The sequence below is a fragment of the Dellaglioa algida DSM 15638 genome, assembly GCF_001434695.1.
GTDB classification, from domain to species: domain Bacteria; phylum Bacillota; class Bacilli; order Lactobacillales; family Lactobacillaceae; genus Dellaglioa; species Dellaglioa algida.
Genome location: NZ_AZDI01000005.1, coordinates 64,142 through 85,994 on the forward strand (window position 1 = coordinate 64,142; position 21,853 = coordinate 85,994).

At 37.1% G+C, this 21,853-nt stretch carries 20 protein-coding genes and 1 riboswitch; of the genes, 13 read left to right on the plus strand and 7 right to left on the minus strand.

The features are described from left to right. Positions 1–7: 7 nt before the first annotated feature. From FC66_RS04870 to tsaD, 5 genes are all read left to right on the plus strand, one after another. Positions 8–397, plus strand: a complete 390-nt coding sequence (locus FC66_RS04870; protein WP_057974262.1) for a tautomerase family protein — start codon at positions 8–10, stop codon at positions 395–397. Between the two features lie 122 nt (positions 398–519). Beyond that, positions 520–1,509, plus strand: coding sequence for a UDP-glucose 4-epimerase GalE (gene galE, locus FC66_RS04875; protein ID WP_057974263.1), 990 nt, complete (start codon positions 520–522; stop codon positions 1,507–1,509). A gap of 122 nt (positions 1,510–1,631) precedes the next feature. Beyond that, positions 1,632–2,351 carry a tRNA (adenosine(37)-N6)-threonylcarbamoyltransferase complex dimerization subunit type 1 TsaB gene (gene tsaB, locus FC66_RS04880; RefSeq protein WP_057974264.1) on the plus strand — a complete coding sequence of 240 codons (720 nt, stop codon included), beginning with the start codon at positions 1,632–1,634 and terminating at the stop codon, positions 2,349–2,351. Next, complete coding sequence (rimI, locus tag FC66_RS04885; protein WP_057974265.1) at positions 2,335–2,901, plus strand: ribosomal protein S18-alanine N-acetyltransferase; 567 nt, start codon at positions 2,335–2,337, stop codon at positions 2,899–2,901. The genes tsaB and rimI overlap by 17 nt, the downstream gene beginning before the upstream one ends. A gap of 30 nt (positions 2,902–2,931) precedes the next feature. Next, a complete protein-coding gene (gene tsaD / locus FC66_RS04890) occupies positions 2,932–3,960 on the plus strand; it encodes a tRNA (adenosine(37)-N6)-threonylcarbamoyltransferase complex transferase subunit TsaD (RefSeq protein WP_057974266.1) in 1,029 nt (342 codons plus the stop codon). 90 nt (positions 3,961–4,050) lie between these two features. On the opposite strand, the gene cytX is transcribed toward tsaD, so the two are convergent. From cytX to FC66_RS04920, 6 genes are all read right to left on the minus strand, one after another. Continuing rightward, on the minus strand, positions 4,051–5,238 hold the full coding sequence (cytX, locus tag FC66_RS04895) for a putative hydroxymethylpyrimidine transporter CytX (protein WP_057974267.1): 1,188 nt from the start codon (positions 5,236–5,238) through the stop codon (positions 4,051–4,053). A gap of 1 nt (position 5,239) precedes the next feature. Further along, complete coding sequence (gene thiE / locus FC66_RS04900; protein WP_057974268.1) at positions 5,240–5,899, minus strand: thiamine phosphate synthase; 660 nt, start codon at positions 5,897–5,899, stop codon at positions 5,240–5,242. Continuing rightward, positions 5,886–6,707 (minus strand): bifunctional hydroxymethylpyrimidine kinase/phosphomethylpyrimidine kinase, encoded by an 822-nt coding sequence (thiD, locus tag FC66_RS04905; protein ID WP_420911474.1) that lies wholly within the window; start codon positions 6,705–6,707, stop codon positions 5,886–5,888. Before thiD ends, thiE begins: the two co-directional genes overlap by 14 nt. A gap of 5 nt (positions 6,708–6,712) precedes the next feature. Further along, positions 6,713–7,504 (minus strand): hydroxyethylthiazole kinase, encoded by a 792-nt coding sequence (gene thiM / locus FC66_RS04910; RefSeq protein WP_057974270.1) that lies wholly within the window; start codon positions 7,502–7,504, stop codon positions 6,713–6,715. A gap of 58 nt (positions 7,505–7,562) precedes the next feature. After that, a riboswitch (TPP riboswitch) is annotated at positions 7,563–7,669 on the minus strand. Between the two features lie 77 nt (positions 7,670–7,746). Beyond that, entirely contained in the window at positions 7,747–9,684 is a 1,938-nt protein-coding gene (locus tag FC66_RS04915; protein WP_057974271.1) for an ABC-F family ATP-binding cassette domain-containing protein, read from the minus strand. A gap of 18 nt (positions 9,685–9,702) precedes the next feature. Further along, the gene (locus FC66_RS04920) at positions 9,703–10,341 is read right to left on the minus strand and encodes a CPBP family intramembrane glutamic endopeptidase (RefSeq protein ID WP_057974272.1); all 639 of its coding nucleotides are present in this window, start codon (positions 10,339–10,341) and stop codon (positions 9,703–9,705) included. A 226-nt stretch (positions 10,342–10,567) separates the two neighbouring features. Between FC66_RS04920 and groES the strand changes: the two genes are divergently transcribed. From groES to FC66_RS04940, 4 genes are all read left to right on the plus strand, one after another. Then, positions 10,568–10,852: a co-chaperone GroES gene (gene groES / locus FC66_RS04925; RefSeq protein ID WP_057974273.1), complete on the plus strand. Its 285-nt coding sequence runs from the start codon at positions 10,568–10,570 to the stop codon at positions 10,850–10,852. A gap of 30 nt (positions 10,853–10,882) precedes the next feature. Next, positions 10,883–12,508 carry a chaperonin GroEL gene (groL, locus tag FC66_RS04930; RefSeq protein ID WP_057974274.1) on the plus strand — a complete coding sequence of 542 codons (1,626 nt, stop codon included), beginning with the start codon at positions 10,883–10,885 and terminating at the stop codon, positions 12,506–12,508. A 253-nt stretch (positions 12,509–12,761) separates the two neighbouring features. Beyond that, a complete protein-coding gene (locus tag FC66_RS04935; protein WP_057974275.1) occupies positions 12,762–14,591 on the plus strand; it encodes an APC family permease in 1,830 nt (609 codons plus the stop codon). A 110-nt stretch (positions 14,592–14,701) separates the two neighbouring features. Further along, the gene (locus FC66_RS04940; RefSeq protein ID WP_057974276.1) at positions 14,702–15,787 is read left to right on the plus strand and encodes a glycosyltransferase family 4 protein; all 1,086 of its coding nucleotides are present in this window, start codon (positions 14,702–14,704) and stop codon (positions 15,785–15,787) included. Positions 15,788–15,824: 37 nt separating this feature from the next. Here FC66_RS04940 and FC66_RS04945 read toward each other — a convergent pair whose 3' ends face one another. After that, complete coding sequence (locus FC66_RS04945; RefSeq protein ID WP_057974277.1) at positions 15,825–16,460, minus strand: YigZ family protein; 636 nt, start codon at positions 16,458–16,460, stop codon at positions 15,825–15,827. Between the two features lie 42 nt (positions 16,461–16,502). On the opposite strand from FC66_RS04945, the gene FC66_RS04950 reads away from it, so the two are divergent. The 4 genes from FC66_RS04950 to secA all read left to right on the plus strand — a co-directional run bounded on the left by FC66_RS04950 (position 16,503) and on the right by secA (position 21,785). Continuing rightward, a complete protein-coding gene (locus FC66_RS04950; protein WP_057974278.1) occupies positions 16,503–17,837 on the plus strand; it encodes an ATP-dependent helicase ComFA in 1,335 nt (444 codons plus the stop codon). Continuing rightward, positions 17,834–18,514 carry a ComF family protein gene (locus FC66_RS04955; protein ID WP_057974279.1) on the plus strand — a complete coding sequence of 227 codons (681 nt, stop codon included), beginning with the start codon at positions 17,834–17,836 and terminating at the stop codon, positions 18,512–18,514. Before FC66_RS04950 ends, FC66_RS04955 begins: the two co-directional genes overlap by 4 nt. A gap of 191 nt (positions 18,515–18,705) precedes the next feature. Then, complete coding sequence (hpf, locus tag FC66_RS04960) at positions 18,706–19,269, plus strand: ribosome hibernation-promoting factor, HPF/YfiA family (protein ID WP_057974280.1); 564 nt, start codon at positions 18,706–18,708, stop codon at positions 19,267–19,269. 152 nt (positions 19,270–19,421) lie between these two features. Continuing rightward, positions 19,422–21,785: a preprotein translocase subunit SecA gene (gene secA / locus FC66_RS04965; RefSeq protein ID WP_057974281.1), complete on the plus strand. Its 2,364-nt coding sequence runs from the start codon at positions 19,422–19,424 to the stop codon at positions 21,783–21,785. Positions 21,786–21,853 lie beyond the last annotated feature (68 nt).

The window sequence follows — 21,853 nt, forward strand, 5'->3', positions numbered from 1 at the left end:
ATGGATTATGCCAGTAATGAGAGTTGATATGATTAAAGGCCGTTCTGAAAGTCAGATAAAAGAGATTTTGGACATTGCGTATGATGTTATGCTTCAATCATTTGGAGCGCCAGTCGGTGATAGGTATCAAATTGTTACGCAACACGCGGCGAACGAGATGCAAGTTCTGGATACCGGACTAGGATTTACGAGAACCGAAGATGTCCTCGTTTTCAGTTTAACAACACGACCAAGAACGACTGAGCAAAAAGAAGATTTTTATCATCGGTTAATGAATCAGTTACAACAAAAAGTTGGCTTGAGACCGGAAGATTTAGTGATTAATCTAACAACTAACACTGATGAAGATTGGAGCTTTGGTATGGGGAAAGCACAATTCTTAACAGGTGACTTATAAAAAAATTACAAGACGGCGAGTTTATTGCCGTCTATTTATTTATTGAAAAGGCTTTAATTCGTGATATACTCAATGAAGTAAGCTATAATGAAATTATCAAAAACCCCTTGGAGGAATGTTAAATGTCAATTTTAGTTTTAGGTGGCGCAGGCTACATTGGTTCACATACCGTTGATCAGTTAGTAGAAAATAACCGCGATGTGGTTGTTGTTGATAACTTAGTAACAGGACATGTAGAAGCTGTTAATAAAGCAGCAAAATTTTATCAAGGCGATATTGCAGATAAAGATTTTATGCGCGATGTTTTCAAAAATGAAGATATTGAAGCGGTTATCCATTTTGCTGCCTCATCTCTTGTTGGCGAATCAATGGAAAAACCATTAAAATATTTTGACAACAATACAGCAGGAACGGTTCATTTACTTGAAGTCATGACTGAGGTTGGTGTGAAGAAGATTGTCTTTTCTTCAACGGCAGCAACGTATGGCGAACCTAAAGTTGTGCCAATTCATGAAGACGATCCTCAAATTCCAACGAATCCATATGGTGAAAGCAAATTAGCCATGGAGAAAATTATGCATTGGACTGACGTTGCAGATGGCGTTAAATTTGTTGCCTTACGCTACTTTAATGTTGCAGGCTCAAAACCAGATGGTAGTATCGGTGAAGATCATAATCCTGAAACACATTTAATTCCAATTATTTTACAAGTTGCCAATGGTGAACGTGAAAAATTACAAATTTTTGGTGACGATTACGATACAAAAGATGGTACAAATATCCGTGATTATGTCCACGTTATCGATTTAGCAGATGCACATATTCTTGCTTTAGATTACTTGCTTGAAGGAAACGAAAGTAACGCCTTTAACTTAGGTTCATCTAACGGATTCTCAAACAAAGAAATCTTAGAAGCAGCTCGTCGTGCAACAGGTAAAGAAATTCCTGCTGAAATTGCACCAAGACGTGCAGGTGATCCTTCAACATTAATTGCCGCTAGTGGTAAAGCACGTGAAGTTCTTGGTTGGACACCTAAGTATGAAAATATGGAAGACATCATTAAAACGGCATGGACTTTTGAACAATCACATCCAAATGGTTTTTCAAAATAAATATATAGCGATGATAGGGCAAGAGACTTGCTCTATTTTTTTGTTAATTTTTTCTTAGAAAAAATGTGTTAAGCTATTTTTGTGCTAAAATATGAACAAAGCAGAAATAAAGGAAGATATGAATGAAAATTTTAGCAATTGATACATCGAACATACCACTCAGTGTCGCTGTTCTAGAAGACAAGACGCTATTGGCAACTATGACAACAAATATTAAAAAAAATCATAGCATTACACTGATGCCAGCAATCGCTGATGTCATGAAATTAGCCGGCGTAAAACCTGCTGAATTAGATAGAATTATTGTTGCGCAGGGACCAGGGTCTTTTACGGGCCTTAGAATTGGCGTTGCAACCGCCAAAACACTCGCGTTTGCATTAGATTGTGAATTAGTCGGTGTTTCTAGTTTGGAACTATTGGCTGCAGGTATTTCAGATGACAAAACCGATATCGTACCGTTATTTGATGCCCGCAGAAATCATGTTTTTTCCGGCTTATATAGAAATAGTAATGAACTGATAAATGAGTTGCCAGATCAACACCGAGACCTTGTGGCATGGCTTACTGAATTAAAAGAACGTAACCAATCACAAATTTTTGTTGGAACCGATGTTGATTTATTTAAGCCCCAAATTATCGATATTTTGGGCGAACAGGCATATTTTCCGGCTCCGTTTTTAAACGTCCCACAGGCCTTTATTTTGGGGCTGATTGGTAAAGATAAAGAGCCTGTTGAACAGGAAACGTTTATTCCAAATTACCTACGTTTAACGCAGGCAGAATCCCAGTGGCTAGAAACTCATTCAGATAAGGATCATAATACCTATGTTGAAAAAATTTAAAGCACGAGTGAAACAAATCATCCCAGATTTTAGGATAGATGAACCCGCGAGAACATTAGTTTTTCAAAATCATCGTATTCAAATTAGAAATGAAACTTATTTTATGACACGTGCTGTTGTTCCTGATATTCCTGAACTACTTGAAATTGAGAAGGCAGTTTATGATGGTAAATCACCATGGAGTGCTAAAATATTCGAAGGCGAGATTTGTCAAAAAGGGAGAACCTTGTATCTTGTCTTACGTAAAGAAGATAAAATGTTAGGGTTTATTGGCTGCTCAACGGATGCAATAACTGGGGATGTTCACATTACGAACATTGCCGTTCTGCCAGAATGTCAGGGTAGAGGGATGGGCAATTTCCTAGTTACGGCGATCACGAAGCGAGCTCGATTAATGAAATTTAAAACAGTTAGTCTAGAAGTCCGTCGTGATAATCAGGCCGCATTGAACTTGTATCACCAACTGGGATTTAACAAAGTTGGTATTCAAGAGAATTATTATGTTGAAGATGGCCAAGATGCCGTTGATATGTTACTTAAATTAAGATAGTAAATATAAAGTCAGTAGGAAGGAGTCCCAATGAGCGCAGAGAAAAAAAATTTAATTTTAGCATTTGAATCAAGTTGTGATGAAACTAGTGTTGCGGTGGTTGAAGATGGACATATTATCTTGTCGAACATTGTCGCTACACAGGTTAATAGCCATAAACGATTTGGCGGTGTGGTACCTGAAGTTGCCAGTCGCCACCACATTGAACAAATTACGAGTTGCGTTCAAGATGCAATGACGGAAGCCAACGTTAGCTATGACGATCTAGATGCAGTTGCAGTTACTTATGGACCTGGATTAGTGGGTGCATTATTAGTTGGTGTATCTGCAGCAAAGGCAATTGCTTTTGCCCATGAATTACCATTAATACCAGTTAATCATATGGCCGGACATATCTTTGCGGCGCGTTATGAATCAGAGATAAGCTACCCTTCAATGGCGCTACTTGTTTCGGGTGGACATACAGAACTCGTTTACATGCCAGAAGAAGGTCAATTTGAAATTATCGGTGAGACGCGTGATGACGCTGCCGGTGAAGCTTACGATAAAGTAGGACGTGTTCTTGGGATGACTTATCCATCAGGAAAAGAAATTGATGAACTTGCGCATACAGGGAAGGATACTTTTAATTTCCCTCGTGCAATGATTAAGGATGATAACTATGACTTTAGCTTTAGTGGCTTGAAGAGTGCCTTTATCAATACCGTTCATCATGCAGATCAACTAGGTGAAACGTTGGATCGTGCCGATTTAGCAACGAGTTTCCAACAAAGTGTAGTTGACGTGCTTGCTGAAAAGACGCTTCGCGCATGTCATGAATATGATATTAAGCAATTAATTCTAGCTGGTGGTGTAGCCGCAAATAAAGGGCTACGCGCTAGACTTGAAGCTGACATGGAAAAAATGGATACTGTTGAATTTATTAAAGCACCCATTAAATTATGTGGTGATAACGCTGCTATGATTGGTGCCGCAGGTTATGTTGAATTTCTAAAAGGGCAACGTGCTGGTTTAGATTTGAATGCGGATCCTAGTTTAGAATTTGATTGGATTGCTTAACTATCAATATGAAAATAGAGTTCTAGAATGATATTTGATGTGAGGTTAACATCGAGGGTCATTCTAGAACTCTATTTTTTTACTTTCAGTTTAACGTATTTTTTTAAGGTATCGCTTAGGTAAAATAAATTGTGACAAGTAAACAAATAAACTTAATCCGATTAAGAGTACAATTGTTGTCCCCAGGATGAAATCAAATGATTGCAGTTGGTAGTAAGCGAAAATACCAACTAGCCACCAAAAAATATTTAACCAATAAGGTAACGATTGCTTCATAACGAAATAACTAACAAATACAATTGCGTATAGTGGTGTGAAGACGGATGCGATAAAATATAAGAACGTTTGATAGTTATCAATTGGGACTACCCATGCAATGATTAAACCGAGTATTACAATAACGGGACTAACTAATTTTATGTTTCTGAAGGGATGAATATTTTGAATATTAATTGTTGCTGAAAGAACATCTAAAAAAGTTGTCGTTACAGTTGAAAAAATAATGATGAATAAGGCAATAATACCTAAACCAGAAGTGACTAAGAATGATGTGAAATCAGTATAGCCGGTTCTAGTTGTTAAAAATAAGCCAATTGTAAACATGATAAAACTACCGATAAAGTAGCCCATAGAACTGATCGCGGACATCGCGATTGGACGAGTTGTTGATTTTGTGTAATCACCAATCAGCGGTAACCAAGACAATGCCATCGTAATATTTAGTTCAACGGCTGAACCAAACGTCATCGTAGTAAGATTTGGCGTATGTGAAATGGGCGTTTTAAAAATTAAAAAAATCATGATGATTGAGCCAATAACTAACAGACTAACAATAACTAAATTAATCTGATATAAGTGAGATATGTCAACTAAAAGCCAAATGATAATTAAAATTGCCATAATGATGCCCATAATAATTGAATTTTTAAAATTAAATAAGGAATTTGACACACCATTCATTGCGGAAATAGCGTTAACAATCATAACTGCCGTCCAACCAATTAATTGAACTAAGTTGATCAGTGAGAATAAAATAACGCCGGTTGAACCGAAAGTAGATTTTGTTGATTGAATAGCCGTCTGATGTTTCTTAGCGCCAATATAACCGGCAGGTAATAAAAAGAGACCGCACCCAATTAAATGCCCCATTAAAATAGCAAGGAGACCCTTGGAAAACCCAAGTGGTGCCAGCAACATTCCAGTCATAATTTCAGCGATTGAAATGGCCGCGCCCAGCCAAATTAAAAATTGGCCATTCAATGCTTTAGATTCAGACATCTTAGGCGTCCCCCAATCTGAAATAACGATTAATGGATTGAACCGTTTGTTTAATATCGGTACTTTGGGAAATTAATGAGATAACGGCGACGCCTGAAACAGTTGTCTTGGATAAATCAGCTAAATTAGTCTCTGAAATACCGCCAATGGCAACAATCGGGTGGTCGCTGATAGCCAGTAATTGAGAAAGCCCAGTAATTCCAAGTGGGACGGTGGCATCTGGTTTAGAATTTGTAGGGAAAATGGGACCACTACCAACATAATCAACAGCTGATAATTGATTTGCCGCATTAATTTGATCAAGCGTCTGGCAAGAGAGTCCAATACTTAATTGACCTGCTGCTTGTTGAATGACATCTGTAATTCGTTGATCTGTTTGACCAACGTGAATACCGTCTGCGTGAATGTCGAGCGCTAGAGAAAGGTCATCGTCAATGAAAAATGGGACATTGTATGCTGCACATAAATTTTGACAGCCGATTGCAAGTGCCTTTTTCTGTGTCTTATTTAATGGGTTTAATGGATTTTTTTCTCTGAATTGAAAGCAAGAGATGCCAGCTTTCAATGCTTTTTCTAATATAGGTAATAATTGATTGTCAGGAACGTCTTGTGTTCCTGCAATAAAGTAACTTGCTAACCATGCTTGATTAAAGTTTTGCATTTTTTGAGACCTTTCGATACGCCCAATGGTTTAGGGGACCATGACCGTGGCCAACAATAATACCATCGGCAATTGTCGCTTCAACATATTTTTTGGCCGTTATAATAGCCGTTTCAACGTCCACACCTTTGGCTAACTCAGCGGCAATGCATGCTGATAGTGTATCTCCGGTACCATGAGTTCGGATTGTATCAATGCGTTTTGAAGATAACCAAAATGAATGGCCATTTTCTAGTAAGATGAAATCACTCGCGGTATCTGCAGAATTCTGATGACCACCTTTAATAATGACATTTTTTGCACCTAAGGCCTTCATTTTTTTACCGGCCATAATCATATCTTCCTTGGAGTTAATCGTTAGACCTGTGAGTACTTCAGCTTCAGGAATATTTGGCGTCACCACTGTAGCCAGTGGAACCAAATTTTCTTTTATTGTGATGACGGCATCTTCGGTCAGAAGCGTTGCTCCACCTTTTGCGACCATGACGGGATCAACAATTAACGGACCAAAGTCGTATTTCTTTAGGTTTTCTACGACGATAGAAACGTGCTCTGAATCGGCTAGCATTCCTGTTTTGCACGCTTTAATAGCTAAATCATCTGCGATTGATGTGAATTGTTCATTAATAATCTTAGCGGGTAGTGGAAGGCTATCTTGAACGCCTAATGTATTTTGTGCCGTAATTGCGACAAGAACAGTGGCAGCGTACACGTGGCGTTCTTGCATTGTTTTCAAATCAGCTTGCATACCAGCACCACCGCTGCTATCTGATCCAGCAATTGAAAGTGCTTGTGGAAAATCAGTCATTATATTTAGTCCTCCATAGTTATTTGGTCGGCAATTTCTTTTGTTGTCACCAAATGTAATTTATCTAGTAAGGCGACAATAAAACTACCTGGTTTTTCATCTACCAATTCATTTGCGACGATTTCACCAGTTGTCGCAAAAATAAGACAAGCCATTCTTGCCGCTTCAAAGTAGTTATCTTTAGAAACTGCTGCAAATGCGGCAATTAAACTTGAAAGTATGTCACCCGAACCCACGTGAATCTGGAAAAGGGGCGTGCCGTGAGTCACTGTTGTGTCATGCGTTCCATCAGAAATATAATCGGTTGGACCACTTAAAACAACCGTACAGTTGTAGCGTTTTGCAACTTTTTTTGCGACCTCTGCTAAATCAGCGGAGCCATCACCAGCATCAATTCCTTTGGCCTGCCATTTGATACCGGCAAGTGCGGCTATTTCGCCAGCATTACCGCGAATAAAGTCGAAATGGATATGGTCTAATAAATTGGTTACCACTTTTTGACGGTAGGGCATTGCCACAGCAACGGGATCTAGTACAAGTGGGATATTTAAGTCATTGGCAAGTTGACCGACTTTCTCAATGTAGGGAAGCTCATTACTTCTGAATGAGCCCATATTAATTGCGGCACCGGAAGAAATCTGAAGCATCTCGCTTGCTTCCTCAATTGCGCTGGGCATGATGGGTGAAGCCCCAATTGAATTAAGCCCGTTGGCAACGTCTTGAACAGTGATGTAATTTGAAATGTTAAATATAACCGGATTTTCTGAACGGATTCTATCGAGTAATTCTAATTGCATGGTTTTCTCCTCTTAAGCACACAAAAACCCCACTCCTTAACAAAAAAATCGTAGAGTGGGGTCCTTCTTCACACTTTCCTACGCAAGTTTTGACTTACAGGTTCGAAGGGATTAAGCTGCAAAAGCTTATCTCAGTTCTTCTAAAGAACACCCCTAGTGTACTTATATTAAATTTTTAGTTTACAAGAAAAGAATAGGCTTTCATTGTTTGAATGTCAACAAATAACAAAAAAGAAGCGAGTCTATTCAAGAGCTAGACTTGCTTCTTCCCAATTACTTTCTGCAGTTTCAATTGCAATTTGAACGGTTTGTAAATCAGTTTGAAGTTCTTGAAGTTTATCAGCATTACTGAAAATATCAGGCTGTGACATTTTTTCTTCAAGTTTCGTTTTCTGAGTTTCCAAAGCGATCAGTTCGGTCTCCAAACGATCAATTTCACGTGTTAACTTGCGTTGTTCTTTTTGATTCTCTTTATTTTGTTGGTAATTAGTTGTGACTTTGGCTTCAGGAAGTGCAGTCGTTGAAGCAAGTTCAAGGGCTAGCTTTTCAGCTTCAATTGCTTCCAGTTCTTCTTTTTTATCCACGTAGTAATCGTAATCGCCCATGTAGTAAGTTGAACCCTCTCTAGAGACTTCAATAATACTTTCGGCTACTTTATTAATAAAATAACGATCATGTGAAACGAGTAAGACTGTTCCGTTAAAGTTATTAATCGCTTTTTCGAGAACTTCTTTACTATCAATATCCAAATGGTTAGTTGGTTCATCAAAAATTAAAAAATTATCTTTGTTCATCGCAAGCTTAGTTAAGGCTAAACGTGCTTTTTCACCACCACTCAGGTTAGAAACACGTTTCAAAACGTCATCCCCGGAAAACAAGAAACTGCCTAGTAATGAACGAATATCTGTTTCGGGAGTTGAGGGATGGTCATTCCACAATTCGTCTAAAACAGTATTTTTATCCGTTAATTGGTTTTGTTCCTGATCATAGTAACCGATATGAACGTTAGCACCAAGAAAAGCTTCACCACGAATAAAGGGGATTTGGCCTAAGACGCTCTTAAGTAAGGTAGATTTACCAACACCATTTGGTCCAACAATGGCTTGAACCTGATGTTTATGTAAGTCGATTGAAACGGGTTCAGACAACACTTGATTATCATAACCAACGGCTGCATTAGAAACGGTTAAAACAATATTGCCACTCTCGTCTGCGGATTTGAAACTGAAACGCGGTGCTTTTTCATCGCCTTCAGGACGACCTACTTTATCCATTTTTTCAAGTTGTTTACGGCGACTTTGTGCTCGCTTAGTTGTTGAGGCACGCACAATATTTTTATTAACAAAGTCTTCAAGTTTTTCAATTTTATCTTGTTGTTTTTCAAAAACTTTCCATTCTTGTTTCAAGTTTGCTTCTTTTTTAACAATGAACTGTGAGTAGTTACCGTTGTAGTGTGTGGTTTCATTATGGCTCATATCGTAAACTTCTGTCACAATCTTATCTAGGAAATAGCGATCATGAGAAACAATGAGAAGGGCGCCTGTATAGGTTTTTAAATAACCTTCTAACCAAGTTAACGTTTCAATATCCAAGTGGTTGGTAGGTTCATCTAAAATAAGTAAATCGCGTTTTTCTAAAAGTAGTTTGGCTAAGGCAAGACGTGTTTTTTGACCACCGGAAAGGGTTCTGATGTCGCGTCCAAAATCTTCTTCAAAAAATCTAAAACCATGCAAAACAGAACGGATTTCAGATTCATAACCATAACCGTTTTGTTCACTAAAATCATGTGAAAGTTGGTCGTAAGTTGTTAATAGTTTTTCGAATTTTTCAGAATCTTCTGCATTTTTCGGGTCGGCAATTTGAGCTTCAAGTGTATGGATTTGAACTTCCATTTTCTTTAAGTAGTCAAAAACGTGACTCATTTCTTCCCAGACTGAGCGTTCTGAGGAAACGGTTGTTGTTTGGGCCAAATAACCGATAGTCATCCCTTTATGTTTAATAATTTGACCGGCATCAGTCACTTCTTGGTCAATAATCATTTTAATTAACGTAGATTTTCCGGCGCCGTTTCGACCAACTAAGGCAATCCTGGCGTCATCCTTGATATCCATATTGGCATTTTCAAATAAAATGTCTGCACCAAAATATCGGGCAGCTTGTTGTACTTGTAACAAAATCAAAATAATTCCACCTTTCTTTTAGAGTAGTGCTTGAATCGTTAACACTAAACTGTTCATGAGAATATGTGCGACCATGGACGTTTTAATATCATCCGTTCGTTTGTAAAGATAGCAAAAGAGCAATCCGATTAAGAAGTAGATGGCTAAGTGGCCATCATTATGTGCCAAACTGAATAAGAGACTTGATATCATTGCGGCAAAGGCCGGCGGAATAAAACTTGCTAAATTGCCAAAGAAAACCTTTCTAAAAACGAGTTCTTCCATAATTGGGGCACCAAGTGAGACGGCTAGCATATAATAAGGATATTTTGAAAAAATAGTCATAATCTCGCTCGTATTTTGTGAGGCCACAGTTGTTTTTAAAATGGCGTACGAGATTAATTGGATTCCCATTTGGATGACTAGGGTTAAAATAAATCCAAGAATTCCCCATAAAATAATGTGCGACCATTTGGATTGGCCATCTATTGAATTTTTATTACTAAAGTGATGGTTTAACCAGATTAATAGTAGGGCGCCTAAAACGTAATCGGCCGTCATAACGGGATAAATAACTGATTTTAAAGAAAATATTTGATTTAGAATTGTTGGTAAAATGAAAATAATAAGATAACCCAATAAAATGGCTATTGAGTTTTTACTAGTTGATTTTGACATGAAAACTCCTTTAACGACTATTAATTAGTTACGACTGTTTTTGTTGAATAAATTCGTATGATAAGTATAGCATAATTGACCAAATAACGAATTTAATTCATATCAAAATTTCCATATAAATAAGAGCTTAAACACTTGCAATTATCCTGGAAATTGATTATAGTTAATTTTGTGATTAGCACTTACATAGATAGAGTGCTAAATAATATAGTTGGAGGGATAGAACGTGTTAAAACCATTAGCAGATCGTGTTATTTTAGAAGTAACTAAAGAAGAAGAAACAACAGTAGGTGGAATTGTCTTAGCAAGTAATGTGCAAGAGAAACCACAAACAGGTAAGATTATTGCGGTGGGTGATGGTCGTACAATGCGTAATGGTGAAAAAATCGCCATTGCTGTCAGTGTCGGACAAACCGTTTTATTTGATAAATATGCTGGATCAGAAGTTTCATTTGAAGGCAAAGACTACTTGATTGTTCATGAGAAAGATATCGTTGCAACAGTAGATTAATATAAATTTTAAAGATGAGGTGGATTAATTATGTCAAAGGAATTAAAGTTTTCTGAAGATGCTCGTTCAGCAATGCTTAGAGGTGTTGACCAATTAGCCAATACCGTTAAATCAACTTTAGGACCAAAAGGCCGTAACGTTGTTTTGGAAGAATCATATGGCTCACCAATCATTACAAATGATGGTGTGACAATTGCTCGCGCTATTGAATTAGAAGATCATTTCGAAAATATGGGTGCTAAATTAGTTTCAGAAGTTGCTTCTAAAACTAATGATATTGCTGGTGATGGGACAACAACGGCTACTGTTTTAACGCAAGCAATTGTTACCGAAGGTATGAAAAATGTGACTGCCGGTGCTAACCCAGTTGGTATTCGTCGCGGAATTGAAGCAGCAACTAAAGCGGCTGTTGCTGAATTGCACGAATTATCACATAAAGTTGAAACTAAAGAAGATATTGCACAAATTGCTTCCGTTTCTTCAGCTAATGATGAAATTGGTGCTTTAATTGCTGATGCAATGGAAAAAGTTGGTAACGATGGCGTTATTACAATTGAAGAATCAAAAAGTATTGATACATCATTAGATGTTGTTGAAGGGATGCAATTTGATCGTGGTTACTTATCACAATACATGGTAACTGATAACGATAAAATGGAAGCTAACTTAGAAACACCATACATTTTAGTGACAGATAAAAAGATTTCTAATATTCAAGAAGTATTACCATTACTACAATCAATCGTTGAGCAAGGTCGTCCATTATTAATCATTGCTGATGATGTTGATGGTGAAGCCTTACCAACATTGGTCTTGAATAAAATTCGTGGTACATTCAATGTTGTTGCTGTTAAAGCACCTGGTTTTGGTGATCGTCGTAAAGCAATGCTTGAAGATATCGCTATCGTAACTGGCGCAACAGTTATTACAGATGAACTTGGTTTGCAATTGAAGGATACAACAATTGAACAATTAGGTTCAGCCGGAAAAGTCAATATCACAAAAGAAAACACAGTGATTGTTGAAGGTTCAGGTAATAAAGAAAAAATTATCGAACGTGTTGGTTTAATTAAAAAACAAATCGATGAAACAACTTCTGAATTTGATCGTGAAAAACTACAAGAACGTTTAGCTAAATTGTCAGGTGGGGTTGCCGTCATTAAAGTTGGTGCCGCAACTGAAACAGAATTAAAAGAACGTAAGTACCGTATCGAAGATGCTTTAAATGCAACACGTGCCGCTGTTGAAGAAGGTTTCGTAGCTGGTGGTGGTACTGCATTTGTTAATGTAATCGGTAAAGTTGCTTCACTTGAAGCAGTTGGTGATGAATTAACAGGTATTAAGATTGTGCAACGTGCTCTAGAAGAACCAGTACGTCAAATTGCAAAGAATGCTGGTCTTGAAGGTTCTGTGATTGTTGAAAAATTAAAATCAGAGAAACCTGGTATTGGATTCAATGCCGCAACAAATGAATGGCAAGATATGATTGCAGTTGGAATTGTTGATCCAACAAAAGTGACACGTTCAGCATTACAAAATGCAGCTAGTGTCTCAGCATTATTATTAACGACTGAAGCAGTTGTTGCTGATAAACCAGAACCAATATCTGCAGCTGACCCACAACAAATGCCTGGTGGCATGGGCGGCATGATGTAGACCCGATTGTCATAAAAAATAATAAATTTTGAAGAGCTATTAATCGCTGCTATTATGGGGCTGATGGCTCTTTTTTTTGTTCTTAAATAAAGTTCGTTCATGGTGTTGTATATTTAAATATAAACGAGTAAAATAGACTGCATTCGGTGGATAGTTAATATTGTTTAAAATAATTATCTGGCAAGATACATGTGTCATTTTGGCAGCATGTATAACGATTAAAAAAATATAGAACATAAGGGGTAAAAATGAAATGCGGCGTTATTTAAAGAGACTTTTAATAGGGAAACCATTAAAATCTTCTGAAGAGGGAAATCAACAATTATCAAAATTTAAGGCATTGGCTCTCTTATCATCAGATGCATTGTCATCCGTGGCATATGGGACTGAACAGATTGTTACTGTTTTGGTTGGTTTTTCTGCGATGGCAATTTGGTACTCATTACCTATTGCCTTGCTAGTCCTAGTTTTATTGGCATCAATTACAATTTCATATCGTCAAATCATTCATGCTTATCCTAAAGGTGGGGGCGCATATGTCGTCTCAAGTAAGAACTTGGGAAAAAATGCAGGTTTGATTTCCGGTGGGTCACTTCTAATTGATTACATGTTAACCGTTGCGGTTAGTGTGTCCGCCGGAACTGAAGCGCTGATTTCCGCTGTCCCATCACTTTATGGGCATCAGGTTGGTATTTCGGTAGTTATCATTATTTTAGTAATGGCGATGAATCTACGTGGTTTACGTGAATCCGCATCATTTCTAACAGTTCCGGTTTACCTTTTCGTGGTTATGATCATTTTAATGTTACTTGTTGGTGGTTATAATATTATGACAGGTCAGGTACCATATCATGCGACGGCCGCCGTTGGTACTGCTGTTCCTGGTATCACAATGGCGTTACTATTAAAAGCATTCTCATCAGGTTCTTCTTCATTAACTGGTGTTGAAGCAATTAGTAATGCAGTACCTTTCTTTAAAAAACCACATGCTAAAAATGCGGCAGCTACGTTAACAATTATGGCAACACTTTTAGCAATCTTCTTTGGTGGAATTACTTTCTTGAATTACTGGTATGGAATTGTACCTACTGAAAAAGTGACTGTCCTTTCTCAAATTGCACAAACAACATTTGGACAAGGTATTTTATACTATATTTTCCAATTTTCAACAGTTTTGATTTTGGTATTAGCAGCAAATACAGGTTTTTCGGCTTTTCCAATTTTAGCTTTTAATTTAGCTAAAGATAAATTTATGCCTCATTTATACATGGATAAAGGTGATCGCTTAGGTTATTCTAACGGTATTATCACGTTAGCTGCCGGATCAATTATTTTAACGTTTATCTTTAATGGGACAACATCGTTGTTAATCCCATTGTATGCAGTTGGTGTTTTCATTCCGTTTACGTTATCTCAAACGGGTATGATTGTAAAATGGTACCACGATCGTCCAAAAGGTTGGATTATGAAGGCCTTTTACAATTTCTTAGGTGCTTTTATTTCACTAAGTATCTTGTTAATTCTCTTTAGATATCGTTTATCAACTGTATGGCCATTCTTTATTATTATGCCGGTCATGTACATTATCTTCTATAAAATTAATGATCACTACAATAAAGTTGCCGAACAATTACGTTTAACAGAAGAAGCAGAAATTCACGATTTTGATGGCTCGACGGTTATCGTTTTAGTTAGTTCTGTGACCCATGTTACAACTGGGGCAATTAATTATGCGCGTTCAATCGGTGATTATGTTATTGCAATGCACGTGTCATTTGATACGAATCCTGAAAAGGAACACGAAACAGAACGCGAATTTAAAGAACGATTCCCAGGCGTTCGCTTCGTTGATTTACATTCGTCATATCGTTCAATTGCATCGCCCGTTGTGAAATTTACGGATGTCATTGCTAAAAATGCTGCTGCTCGTAACTTTACGACAACAGTTCTGGTGCCACAATTCTTACCTAAAAAACCATGGCAAAATATTTTGCATAACCAAACGAGTTTAAGATTAAGATCAGTTTTAAATTCTCGTGAAAATATTATTGTCGCAACTTATAACTACCATTTGAAAAAATGATGACCGAAAAACATCAATTAATTTTAATTGATGTTTTTTTTGAATTCAGGTAACAACGTGGTATAGTTATAAGGATATTACAACACAATACCATGAGGAGAGGGACTATAATGTTTCCAATTATCGTAGCATTTTTCGCAACAGCGCTTATCTCCGCGTTGTTAACGCCAGTTGTTAGATTGTTCTCACTTAAGATTGGCGCAGTTGACGTACCAAATAAACGTCGAGTAAATAAAATTACAATGCCTACAATGGGCGGATTAGCCATTTTCTTGGCCTTTAACTTCACAAACTTCTTCGTGTTAAGAAATCAATATCCAATTAAAATGTTGGTCTCACTATCGATTGCTGAGTTAGTGATCATAATTACCGGTGCTTTAGATGACAAATTCGAATTAAGCCCGCGACAAAAACTGATTGGCATTACTATTGCCGCTTTGATTGTTTACTTTTTTACAAATATGCGGATGACAACATTCACCGTACCTTATTTTGGCATTGTAAACTTAGGCTGGTTGAGCTTACCAATTACAGTAATTTGGATATTGGCTATTACAAATGCAATTAATTTAATTGATGGATTGGATGGACTCGCAACGGGTGTCTCAATTATTGCGTTGTTTACGAGTGGGTTGGTAGGATATTTCTTTTTAGTTAACACAAATAGTTATATTGCTATCATGATGTTTACGTTAGTTGCCGCTTTAATTGGCTTTTTACCCTATAACTTTTTTCCGGCAAGAATTTATCTTGGGGATACTGGCGCGCTGTTTATTGGCTTTATGATTGCGGTATTTTCACTATCTGGGCTAAAAAATGCAACATTTATCTCAATTATCGTGCCAGTTTTAATTTTGGGTGTACCTATCACGGATACAATTTACGCGATGTTACGTCGAATTTTAAATAAAAAACCTATTTCTCAAGCAGATAAACACCATTTACATCATCGATTAATGCAAATGGGATTAACTCACCGTCAAACGGTCTTGGTTATTTATGGAATTGCCCTGATTTTTTCATTTATTTCCTTACTGTACCCCATCTCGTCAATTTGGGGTTCAATATTAATGTCAGTGGCAACACTGACAGGATTAGAGTTATTCGTTGAGTCCATTGGGTTAGTCGGATCGAAACGGAAGCCACTCTTAAATTGGATTAAAAAAATTGTTAAAGCCATGACTTCAAAAAAATAAATAGAAAAAAAGGATGTCCGCTTTTGGACATCCTTTTTTATTGGATTGAAAGTTCGTTATACAAATTTTGACCTAATTTAAAGGTGACCTGATTATTAAGAAGATCAATCAAGTGATCTTGCAGGGTAGTCAGCTCTTTTTGATCAACCGCAAGAGTGAATGAAACTGATTCAAGATAGGTTACGTGCTGAATGATAATATTATTTTTTTCAAGGTAGTTTTCTAATTTACCAACGTTTTGATAGGCAACCTGGCAAATGAGTTCAGTTTGCAAAATACGTTCAACAACGCCGATTGCGTCGATAGTTTGTGAAGCGGCATTACTATACGCACGAATAAGTCCACCAGTCCCCAACTTAATTCCGCCAAATTTTCGACTGACAACAATGCAGATGTTTTTAAGCTGTTTGGCTTTGATGACTTCCAGGATTGGAACGCCAGCTGTCCCGGAAGGTTCACCATCATCACTTTGACGTTGGATTTCAGAGTCAAGATTGAAGGTGTATGCGAAACAATGATGTCTGGCTTTAGGTTCTAATTTTCTAACTGACGCAATGAAAATGAGCGCCTCCTCTTCGTTTGTAATTCTGGCGATTTGACAAATGAAGGCAGACTTCTTTTCGATTAAGGTATCCGAACCAGATTTTTTAATTGTTAAGTAATTTTTAGACATAATTAATATTCCTTTACGTATTTAAAGTTATTGAAGGGATTGATGAGAATGCCACTTTCAAACTTATATGGTCGTTTAGTAACTAATTTAGAAATAGATGAAACAATTAAGTTGGATGGTCTTACTGCTTACTCGGGTATTATGACTAAGGGTAAACAGTTAATCTGTCGTAGGTGCTCCTCAAGGCTTGAATTCAGTAAAAATCATCTACAGGGTAAACGGTATTATTGTACTCAATGTATTATACTGGGCCGAATCTCGAGTGCGACTACACTTTATACTATACCTGAACCAAACCTGTTTACAACTTGGAAAAAAAGTCCATTAACGTGGGATGGACAACTAACAAATCAACAAGAAGCTTGTGCTAATGAAGTTAGACAAATATTTGCGAAACCGGCCGCTCGTCATTTATTATGGGCTGTTACGGGTGCCGGGAAGACAGAGATGCTGTTTAAAGGTATCGAAGCGGCGTTAATGGATAATAAGCGTGTCTGCTTGGCATCTCCACGAGTTGACGTTTGTATCGAATTATTTCCAAGGTTACAGGCGGCATTTAACGAGATAGATATTTGTTTGTTACACGGTAAATCGACGAATCCGTATAAATATACGCAATTGGTCGTTTGCACGACTCATCAGTTATTGCGTTTTCAAGAGGCGTTTGATGTCATGATAGTTGATGAAGTGGACGCCTTTCCATATGCTCAAAATAAACTACTCTTGCAAGCGACAACCCAGGCAACGAAAAAAGGAGGGTCCAGTTTATATTTAACAGCCACACCCAGTGAGGAACTGTTAAGAGAGGTCCGGCTAAATCGGCTAACTGTGAGTTACTTGCCCGTACGTTTCCATGGACATAAACTACCCGAAATTAAAGTCGTATTTGAAAAATCATGGGAGAAAAAAATTAAAAAAGGACATTTACCAAAAAAATTAGTCTTGCGAATCAATCATTGGCTAAAACGTGATGATCCATTTTTAGTTTTTGTGCCTAAAATTTGGTTGTTACAACCAGTGATGCAGGCGTTTAAAAAGAAGTTCCCCAACTTGAAGGGGGAAACTGTGTACTCTGAGGATCCCGATCGATTAGAGAAAGTAAAAGCTATTAGATCAGGTGAGATGCGATATCTTATTACGACAACAATTTTAGAGCGCGGTGTAACCCTTGCTAATTTGGACGTCTTCGTACTTGGGGCTGATGATAAAACTTTTTCAACGGCGGCCTTGGTTCAAATTGCTGGTCGCGTCGGTCGCAATGTTAACCGACCTTACGGCGACGTTATTTTTTTGTGTAGTAATTATACAGTTACATTGAAAAAAGCAGCAGGACAAATAAAAACAATGAATCGAAAAGCAAGGCGGTTAAAGGAATGAGAAATTGTAAAATTTGTCAAAATGACTTTAGTCAGAAACTAACTTTAGCATTTATCGTGTCTTTTAAGCCTTATGAAAAACAGCAAATTTGTCGGAATTGTCGGGAACAATTTGAGGTAATCCAGGCGAGTACAGCCTGCGAAGGATGCGGACGAGATCAAGAGAATCAAAAATGTTGTCCGGATTGTAAAAAATGGCGACTTATTTACCCGAGTTATGATTTTCAGAATCAAGCGTTATTCGTTTACAATGATTTTATGAAAGAAAGTATTAAAAACTATAAGTTTAATGGAGACTACCAGTTAAGAACTGTTTTTCAAACGGCGTTAAAAAAGAAGATTGAGACGATTTATTTTGATTATCTTGTGGTGATCCCCGTAGATTCTGAGACAATGAGTAGTCGGGGATTTAACCAAGTTTGTGGCCTTTTAACGATGAAACATAGTCATTTTGTGAAACGAAATGATACCGTTAAAGAAAAACAATCTCATAAGAATAGGCATCAAAGGTTAGAATTGGTCCAGCCTTTTACGCTCAGCTCAGATTGTCCGGATTTAACTGATAAAGTTGTGTTAGTTGTCGATGATATCTATACGACGGGTCGGACGTTGTTTTATGCGATTGACTTATTAGCGTCAAGGGCTAAATGCGTTAAAAGTATAACGCTTGCAAGATGAATTCTAGATGATTTAATTAGAAGAGAATCGAGAATCGTCTAAATGAATATGTTTGCGATTACAATGGCGTACTAATCGTATTTTATTAGGGGATATCGTTTGTATATTCAGTCATTTTCGCTTATAATTAAACCAACGGGAAGGTTATTAATTGGTTCGTTACCTGCCGTAGATTGAAGGGAGAGTTTATTATGCTAAAATACAATATTCGCGGTGAAAATGTTGAAGTTACAGATATTACTAGAGATTACGTTGAAAAGAAGTTATTCAAATTAGAAAAGTACTTCACTGATACATCAAATTCAACGGCTCATGTTAATTTAAAAGTGTACTCAGATAAAACGGCTAAAGTGGAAGTGACTGTGCCAATGCCTTCTCTCGTCCTTCGAGCTGAAGAAACATCACAAGATTTACTTTCAAGTGTCGATCTTGTAACTGATAAGTTAGAACGTCAAATCCGTAAATATAAAACTAAAATTAACCGTCAATCAAGAGGTAAAGGAATCAAAGAGATTGAAATTCGTAATGAAATTGCTGATGAAGAATCAGATTCTGTTGATGAAGAAGTAAGCATGTTTGACGTTGTTCGTACAAAACATGTTTCTTTGAAACCAATGAGCAGTGAAGAAGCTATTTTACAAATGGATATGTTGAGCCATAACTTCTTTATTTACGAAGATGCTGATACAGAAGGTATTAACATCGTTTATAAACGAAAAGATGGTCGCTACGGTTTAATTGAAGCCGAAGATTAAGTTAGAAGGGAAAAGCCTGCTGGGTAGTTTAACTACGCAAGGCTTTTTTTTATTTTTGGTTTAAAATTTGTTGATTTAGTGATACTATAAAAAATGATATTATAATTAAAAATAATTCAATAAGAGTGTTTGATATATAAGGGGAAAGCTAAATGGCAAATGTATTAAGACAATGGGTTGAAAGTGATACCCGTGAATTACGAAGACTGGGTAAAATAGCTGATACTATTGAAAACATGGCCGATGAAATGGCTGCACTATCTGATGATGAACTAAAAGCTAAAACGCCTGCTTTTAAGGCAAGATATCAAGAAGGTGAAACGCTTGATGATCTTTTACCTGAAGCGTTTGCGGTTGTTCGTGAAGCCGCAAAACGTGTCCTAGGCCTATACCCATTCCGTGTCCAAATGATTGGTGGAATGGTTTTAAATGCCGGTAATATTGCAGAAATGAAAACTGGTGAAGGTAAAACTTTAACGGCTACTATGCCTGTTTATTTGAATGCAATCTCTGGATTAGGCGTCCATGTTGTTACAGTTAATGAGTACTTATCGAGCCGTGATGCAACAGAGATGGGTGAATTGTATTCATGGTTGGACTTGACTGTTGGACTGAATATCAATGCAAAAACAGCCGAAGAAAAACGTGAAGCTTACGCTGCTGATATTACGTATTCAACAAATAGTGAATTAGGATTTGATTATTTACGTGATAACATGGTTGTTTACCGTGAAGATATGGTTCAAAGACCCTTGAACTACGTTATCGTCGATGAAGTTGATTCAATTTTGATTGATGAAGCTAGAACGCCGTTAATTATTTCTGGTCAAGCTGAAAAAACAACTGCAATGTATGTTCGAGCAGATCGATTTGCTAAAACATTAACTGAAGAAGAAGATTACAAGATTGATCTTGAATCAAAATCAATTTCTTTAACTGAAGAAGGAATCCGCAAGGGTGAAAAATACTTTGGCTTAGACAATCTATTTGATACGGATAACACAATTTTAACGCATCATTTAGATAATGCGTTACGTGCTAACTTTGTTATGCTACGTGATAAAGATTATGTTGTGCAAGATGGCGAAGTAATGATTGTTGATCAATTTACTGGCCGTATCATGGAAGGTCGTCGTTATTCTGATGGTGTTCATCAAGCAATTGAAGCTAAAGAACACGTAGAAATTGAAGACGAAACAAAAACAATGGCTAATATCACCTACCAAAATTTCTTTAGAATGTACAAGAAATTATCTGGTATGACAGGTACTGCCAAAACGGAAGAAGAAGAATTCCGTGAAATTTACAATATGGAAGTTGTTCAAATTCCGACAAACAAACCAATTATTCGTGATGATAAAGCTGATTTGTTATATCCATCATTGAATAGTAAGTTTAAGGCTGTAATCGCTGATATTAAAACACGTCATGAAGCTGGACAACCAATGTTAATTGGTACTGTCGCAGTTGAAACGTCAGAATTATTGGCACAAATGTTGGATGAAGCTGAAATTCCACATGCTGTTTTAAATGCCAAAAACCATGAACGTGAAGCTGAAATTATCCTGAATGCTGGACAACGTGGAGCCGTTACAATTGCAACAAATATGGCTGGACGTGGGACTGATATTAAATTGGGACCTGGTGTTAAGGAAATTGGCGGATTAGCTGTTATTGGTACGGAACGTCATGAATCTCGTCGTATTGATAATCAACTTCGTGGTCGTGCCGGTCGTCAAGGGGATGATGGAATGACACAATTCTATCTTTCTTTAGAAGATGATTTGATGTTACGATTTGGTTCAGAACGTATTAAGAGTTTCTTGGAACGCATGAATATTACTGAAGATGATGCTGTGATTCAAAGTCGTATGATTACAAAACAAGTTGAATCAGCACAAAAACGTGTTGAAGGTAATAATTATGATACGCGTAAAAATGTTTTACAATATGATGATGTCATGCGTGAACAACGTGAGGTTATTTATAACCAAAGACAACAAGTTATCATGGAAGAAAAAACATTGAAACCAGTCATTATGCCTATGATTCAAAGAACTGTAAATCATATTGTTCAAATGCACACTCAAGGTGACCAAACTGAATGGAACTTGCAAGCTATTATAGATTTTGCAGTATCTTCAATGGTTAACGAGGATAGCATTTCCTTGGCAGATTTAGAAGGTAAGGATGCTAAAGAGATTGAAGCCTACTTAGTTGATCGTGCCGAAAAGAATTACAAAATTAAAGAGGACCAATTAGTTGATGCAGCACAAATGCTCGAATTTGAAAAAGTAGTTGTGTTACGTGTTGTTGATGATAAATGGACGGCTCACATCGATGCAATGGATCAACTACGTCAGTCAATCGGACTACGTGGTTACGGACAATTAAACCCATTGGTTGAATATCAATCAGATGGATTCAGAATGTTTGAAGAAGTTGTGGGTACAATCGAATTTGAAGTGACACGTTTATTCATGAAAGCTGAAATTAGACAAAATATTAAACGTTAATAAAAAAATATCAGTAAAGGGTCACTTCCGAATTCGATAGAGTTTGAAGGTGACCCTTTTTAACAGAT